Below are 18,985 nucleotides of genomic sequence, written 5' to 3'. Positions count from 1 at the left end.
ATTTTCAAAGAAATACACATCCGCAAATCCTTATTTAAAAAACGTTTGGCTTGACCTTTGGCTTGACCTTATATATTCTAATTTTCAAGAATAGGTTCCGGTACAACTGGAACGGGATGATCCAGACGATAAGCTTCCCACGCTTTTCCAAATCGTGATTTCCTCACGTCCGAAAGTTTTTCTAGTTGCTGATGAAATAGGTGTTCGTAATAGTACAAATCTTGCTTTAAATAGTATGGTGCTGTTTCTCCATACACCTTAACAAACATGCGGTATGTGTTGTAGTGTTTAGCCTCTACATCCTCTTTGTATGACATCAAATCGTCTTCAATGTCATTCAGGACTTCCAAGGGCCACATCAAGCTTAACTCTTCGTTTAACTCTTCTTGGCTGTAATTTAACCCCAACATTTTCAGTAGGGTACAATGGAGGACGCGATAGTCAGACGAGCGTAACTCAGCGGCCTGGGTAATCAAAGTATGAGTGACATGACTCGTCATCAATAATTGGCTTTCTAATTCAAAGTATTCCCCTAACTTATTCAAGTAGTATTCTACCTTAAAGTGCCGCAGATTATGTTCATCTAACACCGACAAAATTATTTTTTCCTTAGCTTTCCAAGGGGAAGCTTGATTGGAGTTGTAACCGCTTTTTTGAATTCTCTCCACTTCTTCATCAATTTCGTACACTAGAGCTTCAATAAAACTCAGGATGGGCGAAAACTTAAAGAAATCGTTTATGGAGAGATTATACAAGGGAAAATAGTAAAGGACAAACTCCCGCAACACTCGACATGACCTATACATACTTTGATAGGAAATGCAAGATATTTTGGCAGCTTGTTGTTGATTTTGCCGACTTGGATTAAATAAATCAACAACTGATTCTGATGATTGTGTTAAGGATGACACAACTGAGGTTCCTCTCTATTCAGATGTTTATGTAAATTAAAACGTTTATTGTTTGTTTCACTCTAATCATACCTCAACTTCGTAATTATTTTAAGTCTCGGTCAATGTAGCTTTTAACTCCGTCGAAATCAGGATAATATTAGGTTTTACTCTAATATTTTATTGGCTTATAAACTCTAATATCTCCTATAATTATAATTCTGAAATAATTTCATCTAATTCGGCTTGATTCATATTCAGTTCTGGAAAATCAGAAGGGGTATAGCCATCTGCTTCTGGGGATAGGCAGTGGGTAATTAGTCCATCTAAAGCTGTCATGTAAGCATTGGCGAGATCTTCAATTGTTCTTTTTTGATGAATGTTTTGGCTATAGTTCCATTCCAGCTTTAATCGACCTTCTGCGACTAATCCGTTAACATTCAATAGATGGCTACGTTGCCCAAGAGGACTGTGAAGATCACCGCTATACTCTTGAGTATATTGCCATCCGGCTGCTAACTGAGTGGGGTCAAACTGTCCTAGATAGTTAAAGCTGACTTCTGGAACTCGAAGCGATCGCAATTTTTTGGGCACCTCTCCATCGCAACTGAGATAGCGTAGAATACCATAGCCAATACCCCGCTGTGGAATTTGTCGCAGTTGTTCCTTGATGAACTTGAGAGCCTCTCCAGGATGATCGATTCCGGTGAGATTTAATAAGACCGGAAACAGACTTGTAAACCAGCCAACTGTGCGAGATAAGTTAGTGCTTGTAAACAAATCCTCTCGTCCATGCCCCTCCAGATGCACCCAGAATACTGAACTGCCAGTCCACTGAGCAAAACTCTGTACGAGCGCTGTTAACAGCACATCATTAATTTGAGTATTGTAAGCTGAGGGCACATCCTGTAATAAAGCACGAGTTTGTTCTACGGTTAAGGTACGAGACACGGTGGCACGGGAGGCTACAGTATTTGCACCAGCAACGACTGGATAATCCACTGGCAAGGACACAATGGGTGCTGCAGGACGCAACCAATAGTCCAACTCAGAATAGAGTTGTGAATCTTGGGCATATTCTTGTAAACGAATTGCCCACTCTTTGAAGGACGTTGTTTTAGGGGGTAGTGCGATCGCTTTTCGGTGTTCTAACTGTTGATAAGCCATCGATAGGTCTTCTAGCAAGATTCGCCAAGAAACACCATCCACGGCGAGGTGATGAATAACCACGAGTAAACGTCCAGGGTTATGGTTTCCCAATGGGAACAGCATCACCCGCATTAACACGCCTCGACACAGATCAATCGCCCGTTGTTCAGCATTGCCATGGTCTGCGATCGCCTTTTGCTGTTCGGTAGCAGCATGATTCGATAAATCAACGACTTGGAAAGGTACCGTTGCATCAATATCACCATGACGCTGCTGCCATTCTCCATCTTGCTGCACATACTGTAGCCGCAAGGCATCATGATGGAGGAATACTTGCTGAACCGCCTGTTTTAAGAATTCGGGTTGGATTTCAGCGGGGACTTCCAACAAAACCGCTTGATTGAAGTGATGGGGTTCCGGTGAATCCTGTTCAAAGAACCAATGTTGAATGGGCGTCAGGGGAACCGCCCCAGTCACGACTCCTTGTTCGGCTTGAGTTACAGTTGTGGTGACTGCGATCGCAGCCAGTTCGGCAATGGTTTGATGTCCAAATAGTTGTTTGGGTGTAAGTTTGAGTCCGGCCTGATTTGCCCTGGTGATAATCTGCATAGCAATAATCGACTCTCCACCTAGAGCAAAGAAATTGTCATAAATACCGACTTGACGCAGTCCCAATACATCTTGCCAAATTTTTACTAAAATCGCTTCATTTGCTGTCCTAGGTTCGCTAGAAGCACTATTCGACTCTAGAGCTGGTAAGGGTAAGGCTTTACGATCTACTTTACCGTTGGGCGTAATCGGAAACGCTTCTAAAATAGTGAAGGAAGCTGGCACCATGTAGCTGGGAAGCTTTTCTTTGATAAACTGTTGTAAATCCTCTGGTTTGGGATAGTCTTGTTTGGGAACTACATAGGCAGCTAAATATTTGACACCGGGTCGATCCTCTCTTAGCAGCACCACCACATCACGAACCAGAGGATGTTGAGTTATAACGACTTCGATTTCTGATAGTTCAATGCGGAAGCCGCGAATTTTGACCTGGGTGTCAAATCGATTGGCAAACTCAATATTACCTTCAGGTAAATAACGAACTAAGTCTCCAGTTTTGTATAGCCGCCCAGCATGGATCAAAGGATGGTGAATGAAGCGTTCAAGGGTTAGATCGGGACGATTCCAATACCCCCTTGCTAAGCTAGAGCCTCCCACATACAGCTCGCCCCAAACCCCAATTGGTAAAGGTTGGAGATGACGATCTAAAATATAGACGCAACAGTTGTCAATTGGACGACCGATGTGAGGATGGTTATTTTGTTCTCGGACTGGAACAACGCCAGACGTCGTGACAACTGTATTCTCCGTAGGACCATAATTATTCACCAACTCAAATGGAATTGAGGGTGTTGGATAGTGGTGGAGTTTGTCCCCTCCCGTCAGTATTGTTCGTAGTGCTAGAGCACCAGACCAATCTAGCCCCAACATCGTTTCCAACAGTGGTGTTGGGATAAACGCAATAGTAATAGCATTAGCCACTAACCAATCTCGAAGCTTCTCTGGCCATAGGCGGGTTTCTTCATCAACAATATAAAGACTAGCTCCTACTGTCAGATAAGGCCACACCTCCCAAGCTGAAGCATCAAAGGCTGGACCTGCCAGTTGGGTTGCACGATCTACCGATGTAACTGAGAAGGCTCGTTGATGCCAAGCGATTAGATTGAGCAACCCTCGATGTTCGATCGCGACTCCTTTGGGGATTCCTGTAGACCCAGAAGTATAGATGATATAGACCAAGTTGTTAGAGCTAACATCACTGCCGGGGTTTTGCTGAGGATGCTGTGAAATGACCGACCAGTCTCGATCTAAGCAGATAACCTGCAACAAGGAGTTAGGTAGCCCATCTACGAGTGTTGACTGCGTCAGAAGTACAGTAACATTAGAGTCTTCTAACATGAACGCCTTGCGTTCCGACGGATAAGCTGGGTCTAGGGGAACGTAAGCACAGCCAGCTTTGAGAATGCCTAGCAGTCCCACTATCATATCCAGCGATCGCTCGATACAAATCCCGACTAAAGTTTCTGTTGTGACTCCCAAGCTTTGGAGATAATGAGCTAATTGATTTGCCCGCTCGTTTAATTCTTGGTAAGTTAGGGTTTGGGCTTCGTAAACAACAGCGATCGCATTAGGGGTTTTATCGACTTGCACCTCAAATAACTGGTGAATACATTGGTCGTCTGGATAGGGACCCTTTGTATCGTTCCATTCCACTAATAACTGATGCCGTTCTGCTCCCGTCAACAACGGTAACTCACCAATTCTTTGTTCTGGGTCAGAGACAATTCCCCCTAACAAGGTCTGGAAATGTCCCACCATCCGGGTAATGCGATCGCTGTCAAACAAGTCGCTATTATATTGCCAGAACCCTTGAAGTGAGATGCCCTGGGGTGTTTCAACTTCCCACAGCATCAGGGTAAGGTCAAATTTGGCTCGTAGATTTTCCACTGGGAAGGGGGCGATGGTCAATCCTGGCATTGACAACGGCTTCATCGGGGCGTTTTGGAGGGCAAACATCACCTGAAACAGGGGCGAATGGCTTAAACTCCGTTCAATTTGTAACTCATCTACTAATTGCTCAAACGGCACGTCCTGATTAGCATAAGCAGATAAGGCTACTTGTCGCACTTGAGTCAACAGTTCAGTAAACGTGGGATTTGACTCTAGTCGCGTGCGCATCACTAGGGTATTGACAAAGAAACCAATTAATGGTTCAAGTTCCTGGTGATTTCGGTTGGCGATGGGGGTTCCCACCAAAACATCCTCTTGACCACTGTAACGGTAGAGTAATGTTGTCAAAGCCGCCAACAATGTCATAAACAATGTCGCCCCCGACTGTTGGCTGAGGGTTTTCAGTTTTGCTGTTAAGTCTGAGTTGAGTTCAAAGGAAATACTCCGACCTCGGAAAGTTTGTACCGGCGGGCGAGGTCTGTCTGTCGGCAATTCTAAGAACGGCGGTGCATCAGCTAACTGTTGTTTCCAGTAATTGAGTTGTTGCTCAAAGCGATCGCCTTTTAACCATTGCCGCTGCCAAATGGTAAAATCCGCATATTGGATTGGTAGCTCTGGCAAGGTCGAAGGGGAGTCTGTTAACAAAGCTGGATAAAGCTTAGACAACTCTTCAATCAACACACCTAGAGACCAACCATCGGCAATAATGTGGTGCATTGCCAGCAGCAGGATGTGAGATTGTGAGCCTAACTTTAGCAAAGTTGCCCGCAGCAACGGACTTTGTTCTAAGTCAAAGGCTTGGAGTTGCTCTTCCCGGACTTTCTGTTCGACTATGGCCGACTGTTCGGTAACATTCTGCAAGTCTATCACTGACAGCTTCAGCGTTAACTTTGGTGCGATCACCTGCCGAGGTACACCATTAACGGTTGTGAAGGTCGTTCGCAGCACTTCGTGGCGGCGAATAATTTCATTGAGACTTCGTTCTAAGACCGTCACATTCAACTGACCTTCAAGAGTGACGGCTTCAAACATATTGTAAAACGGACTGTTTGGTTCTAGTTGAACCAAAAACCACAACCGTTGCTGAGGGAAGGATAGAGGAAAGGATGTCTGTCCTTGTATTTCTTGTAATAAGGGAATAGCCTTAGTCGGACTGCTGTATCCTAGGGAATTTGCCAGTTGCCAGGTTTGTTCCCCGAGGAAGTCAAAAACATAGTCTTGCTGCCAACTTTCGGCAACTTCAGGATTAATTCCTTGGTGTTGGTGAAATTTAACATCTCCTACCATCCGAGAGGCATCAGTAACTCCATCGGTCATGCGTTGTTGTTTGTCTGTGTAGAGTTCTAGCATTTCTGGATGGAATTCTAAACCCAAGAATTGACAGAGGTTTTCTACACTACTTTGGGGTTGACGAACCAAATCTTCAAATTTAATCTGGTACTGACGCGCTGGGGTAATTTGCTGTAAGAAGGCTAGAATATTTTGATGAGCAAGCTGCCAAACAACTTCGGCTAGTTCTCGCCCAGAGAAAGGATGGTCTTCAACAAAAAATACCTGTTCTAGTTTAATCTCTTCGCAAGAGCGAATCACACCATAAGGGTGACGTTGCAAGTGAATGTAAAGGGGATTTTCAAAATCTCGTTCTGCCCGTTCTAATGTTTCGATATCTAGGGCATAGGAGGGGGTTTTGTCAACCAGAATACCATCACTTTGATTTTGCAATATTTTATTTTGCAATAGATGATAGAACTGTTGGGTGGTTGTTCCCGAAGCTTCTAAGTTTTCCATTATTCCCATGGCTTCAGAAGCCCCACACCCTTTAATTTGCATTAACGCCCTAACTGTGCCTTCAAGCCAAAAACGATACCGTTCTGAAAAAGCAGCTTTTCTTTGCTGTAGGGTATCGAAGGCTAATAGTTCTAATTCGGGCGGTGCAAATAACTGGGGATGTCCCCCTAAGATGACCCGCAATAGGGTTGAACCACTGCGATAGGGAGACAGAATAAAAATCGCTTGAGGGTTTTTTTCAGTGTGGCCTGTGGGATAATTTTTCCCCCGTTGCAGTTTAGCCCTAACCCGATTCTGGAAATCAGCAATATGCTCACCATTGATTTTTTGCCTAAGCACAGGTTTAATTGCCGTCTTGACAGAGGCATTTTCTCCCAATAGTTTGGTAAGAGCTTGGGGATAATGCTGTTCTAGATAAGCAGTTAGTTTAGCTACCGTTTTCTGCTCAAGCAAAACCACAAACTGAATAATTTCATTCAGTTTATTCTGGAGCTGATTGATTAAAATTGCACCGCGAATTGAGTCTCCACCCAGTTCCAAAAAGTTATCTTCAACTCCCACCTGGTTTATGTTTAGCACTTCAGCAAATAGTTTAGATAACCATTGTTCTAAGGCAGTACTGGGCGCAATAAATGGAGTCTCAATCTGTGGACGGGGACGAGAAAAATTAGCTTGAATTTGCTTGATAATCTGTTCGGGATTGTACAGGGTATTAGCAATTTCTTCAAAGGTAATATTGGGGACTATATTTTGAGGGTTGTGATTAGTAGTTTTAATCGATTCTGTTGCTACGGGCTTCGACGGAATCTGATGGGAATTAAAGGTGATAGTTGTTGCTACTGCAGTCGGCAATTTAAACCGTATTTTTCCAGCCTTTTCCTGCTTAAATGATGCCGCCACACTCTCCAAAAAATCTAGGGCTGGTTGATTTTTGGCAGTGAGTTGATAATTCACTTCCACCCAATTTAATCCCCGTTGTTGGGCAATTTTACCCAATTGGGCTAACATTTGATGTTCGACACCACGACCGAGCACTCGACAACTGAGTAAAAAACTATCAGATGCGATCGCATCTGACTGGGTTTCAAACAGCAGTAGCCCTACCAGACCATAATCCCCAAAGCGGTCTTTAACCTGTACCACCCTAGCTTCTAAACCCTTGGCGTTACATAATTGTTGAATCTCTGCTTCTGAACGTCGGATTGTGGTTAAATTAAATTGATTTGTGCGTTGAGTTAGTTGTGCAACCCTTGGGAGTTGCTGGGGTTTCATGGGAGAAATGTCAACGTCTAACTGGAGTCCAGCTAAGAAATCCTTAAAAGTTAGGGATTTTTCCTGAAAACGCTGCCGTTGAACATTTTGTTGATACAATTTAGTCCGTTGCTGATCGGCTTGAGTCACTTGCAGTTGGTCAAACGCCCAAATATGCTGCAAGAATGAAGGAATGTGATCATCTTCTGGAGGCAGTTGCAACGTCAAGACTTGCGGACAGTTTGCCCTGACCTCCATACATTCCACGGGGTTATCGTCAATAAAGATAAAGCTATCAAGACCTAAATTGAGTTCGGCAGCTAAGGCTTTGAGGTTTTGGGATTTGGCTTGCCAGTTAATCCGCCAAGAAACGAGGTGATGGCGTTGCAGCGGCATCTGATCATGATGATTGAAAACTGCGAAGACATCTTCTTCATTATTTTTGCTACAAAGACAGATCAGTTTTCCGGCTTGCTGCTGGCTAACAATGAATGACTGCAATGCCTGACGAGATTGATCAATTTCTACCCCTGTCGCCCCATCTTCTCCACAAACCCCTTTCCACAGGGTATGATCACAGTCGAGAACAATCACCTTGTAGGGATTACTAATAATCGCCTGTAGCTTGCGGACAATTCCTGTACCCAGGGCGGCAAAAAAAGTCCGGGTATAAGGGATATGACCGTTGCCATCAGGTGCTGCATAATCGGCAACTGGATAGGTTTTGGCTAATTCTGAAGCGGTCAACCAATGTAAGCTGCTAATTCCTTTTAATTCTGAGATTAATTGTTGTTCGAGTCTCCGATAGAAGGAAAGTTCCGCATCGTTGCGGTTAGGGGTTGGACACAGACAAACCAAGTGGGGAGTTGTGGAACGTTCAACGGCGGTTTTCAGGGCTTCTCCCAGTTCCCGGACGTTCTGTTCCATCTGAGTTTCATTTTTGCTCAATGTCCTTGGTGGGGAAGATTGCTGACCTGGACGAGTCGCATAAATATTGTATAAGCCAGACCCTTCTAGCAAGGTTTCTTCTTCAACAACAAATTCAAACCCTTTATCCTTCAGCAATTGAGTCACACAACCGAGGGTATTTCCGCCTTGGTCGTGTACTTCCATCACAATTTGTTGAATTCTCGACCAGTGTTGTGCTTCAATGCCTTCGAGAATGCTTAATTCACTTTTTTCAGCATCCAGTTTGAGTAAATCAATTTGCTCAATATTATAGTCATCAATAATACTAGAAAGGGTGCGTAACTGAGCCTTATAGGTTTGCTGTTCCAGTCTTCCCGCGAGAAATTCATCGGCGACTTGATTAAGTGCTACTTCGTCTAGAGAATTGTATCGCCGCAACATATTTAGAATAATTGCCCTCAGGGCTTTTTCATCTTGCTTTGTATCGGCGTCAAAACTGGAAAATACCGACGAATTAGGATAAAATGTGAAGGTTTCTTCTTGATTTTGATTGCCTAATCCACAGTTGAAAACCGTTGCGTCTTTACAATATAATTTTGCGTTCGCTTGTAATCTTTCAAAGGCATGAATGGCCGGTTCAAAGCTATAAATCTTGGCTTGGTAACAGTGATGTTGGACAAATAAGGTAAACAATCCGATGTTCGCCCCGATGTCAATCACACAAGCATCATCATTTAGGTTAATGCCATGTTTTAAATAGGCTTTGTCAATAAAAATTTCTTGATATAGATACTCAGTTTCGTAGCGATTTAAGTGAGCAATTTCTATGTTATTTGGAAGTCTATGGCAAGGGAATGAATCAAGTATTGCTTCTTTTTCTGAGCCTTCTACGGTCGCTATCAATGTATTTTGATTATTTTGCCAATCCTCTAACCTGAGCAGAATGATATTGATTCCGTCTTGGTTGGTGCTTAAGAGACTACTTGGGTTCAGCAGTTCTTGGAAAACTTGGTTGTATGGAGCAAACTGAATTTGTAGTCGCCAATCTAATTTTTTACTCCAAAAATATAGAGATTCTTCTATGGGTTCGCTCGTAAACGTAGCCGCTAGGGCTAACTTCATAAAGTTACTGGACTGCATTATCTTTTTGTCCATACATCCAATTTAGGATATCCAACTTTACAGTATATACCAAGTCATTCTACAGGAAAAAAATTTTTTTACAAAACTTTATTTTTTTTAGAAACGCAGTATCAGGTGATTAGAGAGTAATTTCTTACTGTATCATAGTAAGTACCGCGCGCCGAATTAATTACCTAGTAGAATTCTCTGTAACCCTTGAATTAAAAGAGTTTCAGTTTTTGAAAATTTGTAATTAATTTTGTGTCCCTGCTTACATTTGAAAAACTGTAAGTAGGTAAGCATATGCGCTACGCGCACGCGTGCGCGTTCAGCGGTCAGCGTTCAGCGGTCAGCTTAAAATAAACACTGCTTGGTGGGATCTTCTGTGGTGGCTTACTAATTAGCTCAATAACAAACTCAACAAACTCACGAAACAAATTTTTTCCGCGCTACGTGAGTCGTTTCAAAGATTTGTTCCAGACTCGACCAATCTTCTTGTTCAATCACCTCAATTATCTGGTCAAGGCGATCGCGATAGCCTAAAAGCGTACGCATTATCGACTCCTGATTGTAACGAGCCATCATTACTCGCAGTTCTGGATTACCACCTCCGACACGGCTAGTATCACGAAAACCAGAACTAGCTAACTGTTGGGCTAACCTCAAAACCACTGGGTCAGTCTCCTGCATACAAGCATTAATCAAACTCCCACTCACCATCGCCGGTAGATGAGAAATCCATGCTACCGCTTGGTCATGGTTTTCTGGACTTGTGATGTAAATCAATGACTTAAGCGATCGCACAATTTCCTCCACCTTCTGAAGTGCTGGTGGTGGTGTTGTCTCAATCGGCGTCAGTACGTAAGGGTTTCCTACAAATAGATTCGACACCGCAGCTTCCACACCACTGTATTCCCTTCCTGACATCGGATGACCACCTACAAAATTTTCCCACAGGGGAGCAATGTCTCTAACCACTGGCATTTTGACCGAACCAATATCAGTGATTACGGTATCCTTGTTAAGATAGTTAACTAAATGCTTGACAGTAGAGGCGATCGCGGCTATTGGGGTGCAGATAAACACAACCTCTGCTGTGGCTAGGATACTTAATTCAATACTGGCATTATCAACAATGCCGTGATCAAGTGCGAATTGACAGGTTTTTGGTTGACGAGAGACTCCCAAGACCTGGTGACCTTGTGCTCTCAAGTCCAATCCCAGGGACCCACCCATCAATCCCAGTCCTACAATACCAATTTTCATTGTCTCTCACCCGGATTCAGCCTATGCCATGATAAATATTAATTTTTGTTAGATTGTAATGAATGTCAGGGAAATTATCCAACAATATGCAGCAGGGGTAAGAGATTTTACAGCTGCGGATCTTACTGAACTTAACCTAAGCAGCGCTACTCTTAGTGGTGCCGACTTGAGTGAAGCTAACCTGAGGGTAACTAACTTAAGTGGTGCTAACTTGAGCGGCACAAACCTCAGCAGAGCCAACTTAAACGTTGCTAGACTCAGTGGTGCCAATCTCTCTAAAGCCAAGTTAACACAAGCACAGCTCAATGTAGCAAATTTGATTCGGGCTGATTTAAGAGGTGCCCAACTGATTCAGGCATCACTGATTCGTGCTGAGATGGTTCGTGGTTCCCTAAGTGGAGCAAATCTAACCGCAGCAAACCTCTCTGGTGCTGATTTACGAGAAGCCACCCTCAGACAAGCTAATCTCAGCCGCGCTACCTTCAATGAAGCCAATTTAGCCGGGGCAACCCTTAGTCAAGCAAATTTGAAGGGAGCCCACTTAAATGGAACAAATCTGTACAAAGCCGATTTCAGCGGTAGCAATCTTAAAGGGGTTGAAATCAGACAAGGAAATCTCACCTGTGCCAATTTTAGGGGAGCCGATCTCAGTGGGGCAAATCTACGCTGGGCTGATTTAAGTGGAGCAAACCTCAGTTGGGCTGATCTGAGCAATGCTAAATTAAGTGGAGCTACGTTAGTTGGGGCTGATTTGAGCAATGCCAATTTAGTTAATACCAGTTTAGTACACGCTGATCTTAGTAAGACAAGGCTGATTAAAGCCAATTGGATTGGAGCAGATTTGACTGGTGCTACCCTGACTGGGGCAAAACTATATGCCGTTTCCCGGTTTGGTCTTAAAACTGAAGGACTGATCTGTGAATGGGTTGACTTGAGTCCTGATGGCGATCAAAGTCAAATTATCCGTTTGTCTTCCGAAGCTGCCAAAACCTTTTTCAACGAGACCCTGCCAACGGTAAAGATTATCGTTGATACCCCGTTAGACCTCAAAGCGAATTTGGCTTTAGCCTCGATTTATAATCAGATAGCCAATGTTTCTGAAGTGCTCAATCAACCACCCAGCATTGAGGTGAGTGTCCGCAGAACAACCATTACCTTTACAAGCAACAACGCTGACTTATTCATTATCGCTTACTTGGCAATTGTCCCCTTCAAAGATGGAGGTCAAACTCATCGCAATATTGTGACCTTATTAAATAGCCTACCCTCACGATCAATATACACTTTAAGTAATCAAGACAAAAAGCAAATAAATAAATTACTTACAAATATTGGCCAAGCTATTGAGCTGCTTAAACCAATTAAAACCCTTAAGTTAGCACCAGAAATAAAATCATCGGCTAACTTTTTTATGGCTCCGACTAAGACAATTATTACTAACTCTAGAGACTACTCATTAAGTATTTATTCTAATCAAGATTTTGGGAAGTATCTGATGAATCAATCAAGCTGGAGCGAGCAATCTGAAGACACTACAACACCATCAAGACCAGTATCAACCCTGCCTCCAGTGAGCCAAATTGTTGCATTTATTAAAGCCTGGGATTATTTGAGCGGTTGATGGTGTAGACAAGACCTAAATCTATTATAGCAATTTCTTATAGCAATTCTCAGCAACGTTTGAGCGACTTTGCTTATCCTTTTGCCTTTTGCCTTTTGCCTTTTGCCTTTTGCCTTTTGCCTTTTGCCTTTTGCCTTTTGCCTTTTGCCTTGCTAAAGCCAATTTTAAATGCGTTTTAGCTTATGAGTGCGTTCGCGAAGCGTCGGCTTTGCCGAATCGCTTATCTTGAACTCAAGTTAATTCAAGTTAATTAGAGATTTGCTTTCTCCAAATTCTAATCTGCTGATCCCAACCACCACTAACTAGGGTTTGACCATCCTGGCTCAAAGCAACAGCCACAACATAGCCCGAATGACCATTTAAGGTGCTTTTCAACTGAGCGCTCCTCATATCCCACAACTTAATGGTCTTATCCCAACTACCGCTAATCAGGGTGCTTCCATCTCTAGTCATGGTTACTGACCACACCCCATCTGTGTGACCCGTCAAGGTTCTAGTCAGTTTACCAGTGTTAACATTCCACAAGCGAATCGTGCCGTCCCCTCCACCACTGGCTAAGGTTTTCCCATCCAGACTAATCGCTACAGACGATACCGATCGAGAATGTCCCTTGAAGATACGCACTAACTTACCTGTAGCTAAATTCCACAGCCGAATAGTTGTATCTTGAGAACCACTGACTAAGGTTTTGCCATCAGGAGAGATTTCAACAGAATTCACTGAACCTAAATGTCCGTTAAGGGTATGCAAGAGTTTACCTTTAGGCAGCTGCCAAATCTTAATAGTGTTGTCCCAGCTACCACTAACTAAGGTTTTGCTATCGGCACTAAAGGCTAAAGTCGCCACTGTATCTTGATGTCCAGTCAGGGTAACTAAGGGTTTACCCGTGTTAAGATTCCAGATCTTGATCATACGGTCATCACCGCCACTGACTAAGGTTTGACCATCCGGACTAATCACCACAGTATTCACTGCGCCACCGTGACCTCGCCAGGTACGAATTAATTGACCAGTTGACAGATTCCACAGGGAGATAGTGCCATCACTATGACCACTAGCGGCCATCAATCCCTGTACTGATCTCCCTTGAGCAACGGTGCCAATCGCCACAGAACTCACTGAGCCAGTCCCTACTTTAAGGGTATTGGCCAACTTGTAGAAAACTGTTCCGGTCTTGGCAGACGCAGCTGTAGGAGAGACACCGACTTGAGGAGTATGTACAGGAGTTGGCAGTTTCAGCTGAGAGCGCCAGGTTAAATAGGTGTCAATGTCAATGCCAGATGCCACAATTGTGTCAGAATCGCCCACTAATCTGACCATACCATTAATGCCAATTACCCGCCCCTGATGGTCTAATACCGGTCCACCACTCATCCCAATTCTCACCAAATTGGTATAACTCAGAGCATATCCCCTAGGAAGTTTAGAACTAGCATCGGTGAGCAATCCTTCAGTATTAACAAACCGCCGTTGTTGAGAAGCACCTCCAGAACGGGGCCATCCAGCAACATAAACCCTTTGACCTGCACTGATTTGTTGGGAATGCCCTAACCTAGCCACTGGGTAGTTAGAGGTGCTAATGAAAGGTAAGATCGCTAAATCTACCCCTGGCATCCGTCTGATGTAGCGGGAGTCTACAGGATAACGATTACCATCAGGGGTTTGAATCCTGTAGATGCCAGCTTTTTGTAGCACATGAGCACTAGTCAGGATATAATATATATTTCCTTGGCGTTCAACAATTATCCCACTGCCACCCTGTTTTGGACCATCAATCCGCACAGTAACCTGTTGGGCAATAGTTTTAGCCGCTGGTGTTGATATCACCACTGTGGGAATTGCTGGAATGATGGCGATGCTTCCAATTAAAAAAAACCCTGGAACTAAAAGCGCTGGAAGCGATGCAGCGCGGTCTTGGGGGTTTCCCCCACTCGCTATTGCATCAAGAACTGTTTTAGATAAGATGTTCATCAAGCTTGACCAGAATCAATGGCGACGTTTCCTCTAGTTTTCCCTGTCTTGATGCACCCTATAATCTTTGACTATTATCTTTGAGTCCAAAATGTTTTAGCAAATCGTTTTCCAACAATCAAATAACTTTCCGTTGTCAAGTGAACATGGTCTTGCAAACCCAAGTCATCTGTAGTAATCATCCCAGTAGCTGGTAACTGGACTGTTTCCTGTTGCGCTTTCACGGTTTCCCAGTTCGGGAGCTTTTCTGGATCAGTAGTGGTACCAATTTGAGCAAAAACTACTGGTAACTCAGGTTTACCTAAGTCTTGACGGAAATCTTTTACTAACCTAACAAATTTATCAGCCCACTGATTAGGGAAGAATCTTCGACTTGGGTAGGCTTGAGGATTAAGGGCATCACTTTCTCCCTGAAAGAATAGTAAACCTTTAATTTCTCCCATTGGTGAAGCTGCATAGGCTCGCTTTAAGCAAGAGCCATACAACGTATCTTCACTGAGATTTTTTTGCCACTCTTGAATACTAGAACCCCATTTAGCACAGGGAATTAAACCAATAATCAGCTCAGGATCGTATTTGAGCAATTCAGTAGCAAATGCTATCCCTGGACTGACTCCAGCTAACTTATCTTCCGAGACGTGATCAACTTGTCCAGTTGGTGAATCAATCGGTTCTTGGCCTAGATGCCAGCGGTAATCGTTTCCAAAAACAAAAACTCTCGGGTGAGTAACAGCACTGGCTGGTGTTACCTTACCACTTCCTGACATATTCGACTGTCCTGCCAAAATAAACAGGGACATCTTGCCTTGAAAATTGGCAGGAACTGGTTTGCTTTGATCATGCTTAGTGGTGGAAGTGCTGAGGATACCGTAGCGTCTGAACAACTGGTCTACTTGAGCAGACTTTTGTAGTATAATACCTAAAAAAGCACCGATAAGTATACCGATAACTATATAGGAAATTATTGACCAATTTTTCATGATATAGCATGTTTAGTTGAGATGTTCAACACTTAGGATTTTACGGTTATCGTAGTAATGAAGTCTACAGGATTTTTTCCAACTTCGAAGTTCCCTACTCCCTACTCCCTACTCCTTACTCCCTACTCCCTAATAATTTGTCCCTAAATAAATAATAATTTCTATCATTATCAATGACTTGTGAACTTTGCGGAAGAGATGTAGAGAGATTGACAGTTCATCACCTAATACCGCGACAAAACACTAAGCGAAAAAAGATGAAACCTGGTCCAATCATTAATATTTGTCCTGCTTGTCACCGACAAATACATGCGTTATTCCCAAATGCTCGTTTAGCTCTGGAATTGAATACCTGTGAAGCATTAAAAAATGATCCTCAGATGCAGAAGTTTTTAGCATGGGTCAGAAAGCAAAAGCCTGATAAGCGGGTGAGGGTTTATCGTTCTTAAGCGATCGCGTAGCGTGACCATTCGCGTAGCGTGGCCGTTCGCGTAGCGTGGCCAAAAGGCCAAAAGGCCAAGGTCAATCGCATAAGCGCGTTTGTATCTGGGTTGTCAACACACGTATTCGATAAAAAGGCAAAAGGCAAGAGGCAAAAGGCAAGAGGCAAAAGGCAAGAGGCAAAAGGCAAGAGGGGAAAGATATACGGAGTTTTATTGGATAAAAAAATACCTCTTAGGTTTAGATATCAGCAAAAATGCTATACCTGTCCTTTTCGTGAAAAGGATATGTCAATGTGATTTAAAGCTTGCTGCTTCATGCTTTCAAGCTGCTTGTTACCCCGTGATAGTCCTGGCTCAGATAACTTTAAAATCCGAGATAGTCTCAATCCAGACCCTTGCGCCACAATGTAGCGGATTATCAGGGCGATACATCACCCGGCAAGGTCCATTGACTTCGACAGTATGACCGTAAATGTTTTTAGATCCTCGTTTTACCGTAATCACTGGATTGCGTTCCCCGGTGTTGTGATTTTGGCGAATGACTTTCTGATTAACGTGGATTACAGCCTTCGTGTAATTTGTACGCTTTGACCAATTCCGCTTTGGTCCACGAGTGCCAGGGGTGACCACTGGCATGCCATCAAACAAAGGAATCACCCAAGTTCTACCGACCTTATACGCTCCTTTGACTCTGCCCTTGCCCAGAAGGTAACGGACGCGAGTGGCGGAAACACCCAGTAAATCAGCGGCTTGTGCGGTAGAAATCATCATGGCGGCAAAACCATTGCTTTTACGATACTATTAGTATAACCAGATTTTAAAGAAAATGCAAGGGGTTAGAAAAACTATTGCATTATCGTCATGGAATAGCTGGAGTGGGTGGAGTAGGTTAAGTGAGCTAAATAGGTGCTGTGGGCGCTTTAAAACTATTGCAGCGATGCAGCGCGGTCTTGGGGAGCCAGTGCGGTCTTGGGGAGGCAGCGCGGTCTTGGGGGTTTCCCCCATGAGCGACTGCCGTTCCCCCAGCAACTGGCGTGGTTTCCCCCACTCGCGCTTTGCATCAAGACATTGTTGCAATTTTAAGGAGTATCGGGGGTCGGATGGGTGGAGTGGTAGCAATAGGATTAGTAAATGAAATAGTAGCAATGGGTTTAGTGGGTGTTATAAAACTATTGCATTGTCGCCACGAAGTAGTGGCAGTGGGTGTAGTGGGTTAAGCGAGTTTAATAGGTGGTGTAGGTGCTGTAAAACTATTGCATTGTCGCCATCTTAAGGAGTATCGGGCGCGGGGAGATGGGGTAAATGGGGAGACGAAATTGATGTGTAGCCATAATTTACAGAATTGGTATAACTACAAATCAGATTTGAAACTACCCCCTGCTTCAGTCATTAATCGTAGGGTGGGCAGTGCCTACCAAAGCCCTTTGCAAGCTTCATTATCTGTCTGGTGCACTGCCCACCCTACATGAACCAAGCTTATTGAGAATGGTGCAAGATTTGAGTATAACTACAAATCAAATTTGAGATTATACCCTGGTTCAGGAGCAATAAAAAAGTACCCTCAAGGGTGCTGTTTCCTGAAAATCCTTAGCCTAGAATAAATTTATTGACCGTTGACCGTTGACCGTATATCATTCAACTTGGCATAGATATCCTCAACAACCTTTACATTATTGGACTTATAAAATAGAGAAATGAGCGAAACCAATATTTATAAACAAATTTGGGAAAGTGACGAAAACCAATTCTCGGTTAGCACTCGCACTAGCTCCGGAGAATGGGAAGACGAAACTGCTGACATTCTATTAGATGAGCAGGTCAAAGCTAGTGGTCAACGGGAAATCGACTTAGCCACCCGACCCTTATTCTATAAAGTCAATGAAGACAAATTATTCGATGAAACCCGCACCTATGCTAGTTTCATTAAACTTTTAGATAACTACGCTATCCGCTCTGTTGACCCAGAAGTTACTCCTGAAGAAGAAGAACATGAGCAGTTAGATTTTATTTCTCTGATTATGTCTACAAAACCGATACAGCTTGCCCGAAACTATATTAACGAAGAGTTAGGTGAAACTCTTTCGGAGCAGCAATTTAGACTCAAGCTACAGCGCATCTGGTTTGAACTCTACACCAATTACTTCAGGGGCAAATCAACTCACTTTGCTTCTGGCTTTGAGCATGTATTTGTTGGGGAAGGAAAATACAATATCCGCTCTGGAGATCAACGAGAAACCCTTGGCAGCATTTCTGGTTATCACTCATGGGTAAAATTCTACCTTGATGAACAAAATCATAGAGTTAATTTTCTCGGCTACAAGTATGACTTACGAGGTAATCAAGGACCGAATAATCCCAACGTTGTCACGTTACAAATGACCCAAAATGTGACTGATATTCGAGGCAATGTTATTGCTAAATTGTTCAAGGAGAAAGGGGGATTTTTTGTTGGACCAAGCCCTGAATGTGAAATCGCGCTCGCAACCGTTGCCTATTATGAAAGTGTCTACGGCAAAATTCGTGACAAGGCTCGAATTACTATCAATGATGCCACTTACGATTTAGTCCTCTACCGCAGTACCAATCCCAATGGTAGCCGTGGCGAGTTTATTCGTTCCTTCTTTCCCATCTTCCTGAGCAAGGATGGCACAAAAGAAGAGGATGGTACAAAAGTTGTGCGAGTAGAGGGTATCATCAAGAATGATGGTCCTGTGGTAGTCGTAGCGGCATTACCTAATCCTGAAGGCTCCGATGAAGGGGGAAGGGAGTGGGTTGAGTTGAAGAATGTGACCAGTGAAGCCATTGACCTCACTGGCTGGGAGATGGCAGATAAACTAGGTCGTCCCCAACTCCTGAGTGGGATTCTTCAGCCCTTAGAAGTTAAGCGCTTCCCCATCACCCGTTTAACTCAATCCTCTATGCAGTTGAGCAATAAATCAGGATTGATCACAGTACGCGATCGCTCCTCTAACCAGATAGCAACAGTTAAATACTCTCGTGCTCGTTCTGGTAACATCTTTCAATTTAACTAGTCATCTCGAATCAGGTTAATCACTTGGTATTTAGGTTAATCTTGACTACTCCCCCGCATAAATG

12 protein-coding genes are annotated in these 18,985 nt (G+C 43.5%); 4 read left to right on the top strand and 8 right to left on the bottom strand.

Going from position 1 to position 18,985, the window contains the following annotated elements; all coding sequences use genetic code 11:
• Nucleotides 1–77: 77 nt before the first annotated feature.
• From F6J99_RS09010 to F6J99_RS09000, 3 genes are all read right to left on the bottom strand, one after another.
• Nucleotides 78–911 (bottom strand): hypothetical protein, encoded by an 834-nt coding sequence (locus tag F6J99_RS09010; protein ID WP_070393236.1) that lies wholly within the window; start codon nucleotides 909–911, stop codon nucleotides 78–80.
• Nucleotides 912–1,103: 192 nt separating this feature from the next.
• Complete coding sequence (locus F6J99_RS09005; protein ID WP_293112626.1) at nucleotides 1,104–9,641, bottom strand: non-ribosomal peptide synthetase; 8,538 nt, start codon at nucleotides 9,639–9,641, stop codon at nucleotides 1,104–1,106.
• A gap of 393 nt (nucleotides 9,642–10,034) precedes the next feature.
• Nucleotides 10,035–10,874, bottom strand: coding sequence for a prephenate/arogenate dehydrogenase (locus tag F6J99_RS09000; RefSeq protein WP_293112625.1), 840 nt, complete (start codon nucleotides 10,872–10,874; stop codon nucleotides 10,035–10,037).
• A 58-nt stretch (nucleotides 10,875–10,932) separates the two neighbouring features.
• Here F6J99_RS09000 and F6J99_RS08995 point away from each other — a divergent pair, with 58 nt between their 5' ends.
• Together F6J99_RS08995 and F6J99_RS08990 are read left to right on the top strand one after the other, a co-directional pair.
• The gene (locus F6J99_RS08995; protein ID WP_293112624.1) at nucleotides 10,933–12,495 is read left to right on the top strand and encodes a pentapeptide repeat-containing protein; all 1,563 of its coding nucleotides are present in this window, start codon (nucleotides 10,933–10,935) and stop codon (nucleotides 12,493–12,495) included.
• Between the two features lie 88 nt (nucleotides 12,496–12,583).
• On the top strand, nucleotides 12,584–12,724 hold the full coding sequence (locus F6J99_RS08990) for a hypothetical protein (RefSeq protein ID WP_293112623.1): 141 nt from the start codon (nucleotides 12,584–12,586) through the stop codon (nucleotides 12,722–12,724).
• Between the two features lie 17 nt (nucleotides 12,725–12,741).
• On the opposite strand, the gene F6J99_RS08985 is transcribed toward F6J99_RS08990, so the two are convergent.
• Both F6J99_RS08985 and F6J99_RS08980 read right to left on the bottom strand, forming a co-directional pair.
• Nucleotides 12,742–14,466, bottom strand: a complete 1,725-nt coding sequence (locus tag F6J99_RS08985; protein WP_293112622.1) for a trypsin-like peptidase domain-containing protein — start codon at nucleotides 14,464–14,466, stop codon at nucleotides 12,742–12,744.
• A 74-nt stretch (nucleotides 14,467–14,540) separates the two neighbouring features.
• Complete coding sequence (locus F6J99_RS08980; protein ID WP_293112621.1) at nucleotides 14,541–15,446, bottom strand: sialate O-acetylesterase; 906 nt, start codon at nucleotides 15,444–15,446, stop codon at nucleotides 14,541–14,543.
• Between the two features lie 173 nt (nucleotides 15,447–15,619).
• On the opposite strand from F6J99_RS08980, the gene F6J99_RS08975 reads away from it, so the two are divergent.
• Nucleotides 15,620–15,895 (top strand): HNH endonuclease, encoded by a 276-nt coding sequence (locus tag F6J99_RS08975; protein WP_293112620.1) that lies wholly within the window; start codon nucleotides 15,620–15,622, stop codon nucleotides 15,893–15,895.
• On the opposite strand, the gene F6J99_RS08970 is transcribed toward F6J99_RS08975, so the two are convergent.
• From F6J99_RS08970 to F6J99_RS08960, 3 genes are all read right to left on the bottom strand, one after another.
• A complete protein-coding gene (locus F6J99_RS08970; RefSeq protein ID WP_293112619.1) occupies nucleotides 15,892–16,077 on the bottom strand; it encodes a hypothetical protein in 186 nt (61 codons plus the stop codon). The genes F6J99_RS08975 and F6J99_RS08970 overlap by 4 nt on opposite strands.
• Before the next feature lie 166 nt (nucleotides 16,078–16,243).
• Nucleotides 16,244–16,660: a helix-turn-helix domain-containing protein gene (locus F6J99_RS08965; protein ID WP_070393243.1), complete on the bottom strand. Its 417-nt coding sequence runs from the start codon at nucleotides 16,658–16,660 to the stop codon at nucleotides 16,244–16,246.
• Between the two features lie 127 nt (nucleotides 16,661–16,787).
• On the bottom strand, nucleotides 16,788–16,937 hold the full coding sequence (locus F6J99_RS08960; protein ID WP_293112618.1) for a hypothetical protein: 150 nt from the start codon (nucleotides 16,935–16,937) through the stop codon (nucleotides 16,788–16,790).
• Nucleotides 16,938–17,583: 646 nt separating this feature from the next.
• Between F6J99_RS08960 and F6J99_RS08955 the strand changes: the two genes are divergently transcribed.
• On the top strand, nucleotides 17,584–18,921 hold the full coding sequence (locus tag F6J99_RS08955) for an endoribonuclease (RefSeq protein WP_293112617.1): 1,338 nt from the start codon (nucleotides 17,584–17,586) through the stop codon (nucleotides 18,919–18,921).
• Nucleotides 18,922–18,985: the final 64 nt, after the last annotated feature.

This window comes from Moorena sp. SIO4G3 (assembly GCF_010692305.1).
Lineage (GTDB): Bacteria > Cyanobacteriota > Cyanobacteriia > Cyanobacteriales > Coleofasciculaceae > Moorena > Moorena producens_A.
Note: the sequence above shows the minus strand (reverse complement) of the source record. Positions and strands in the feature narration are given on the sequence as shown.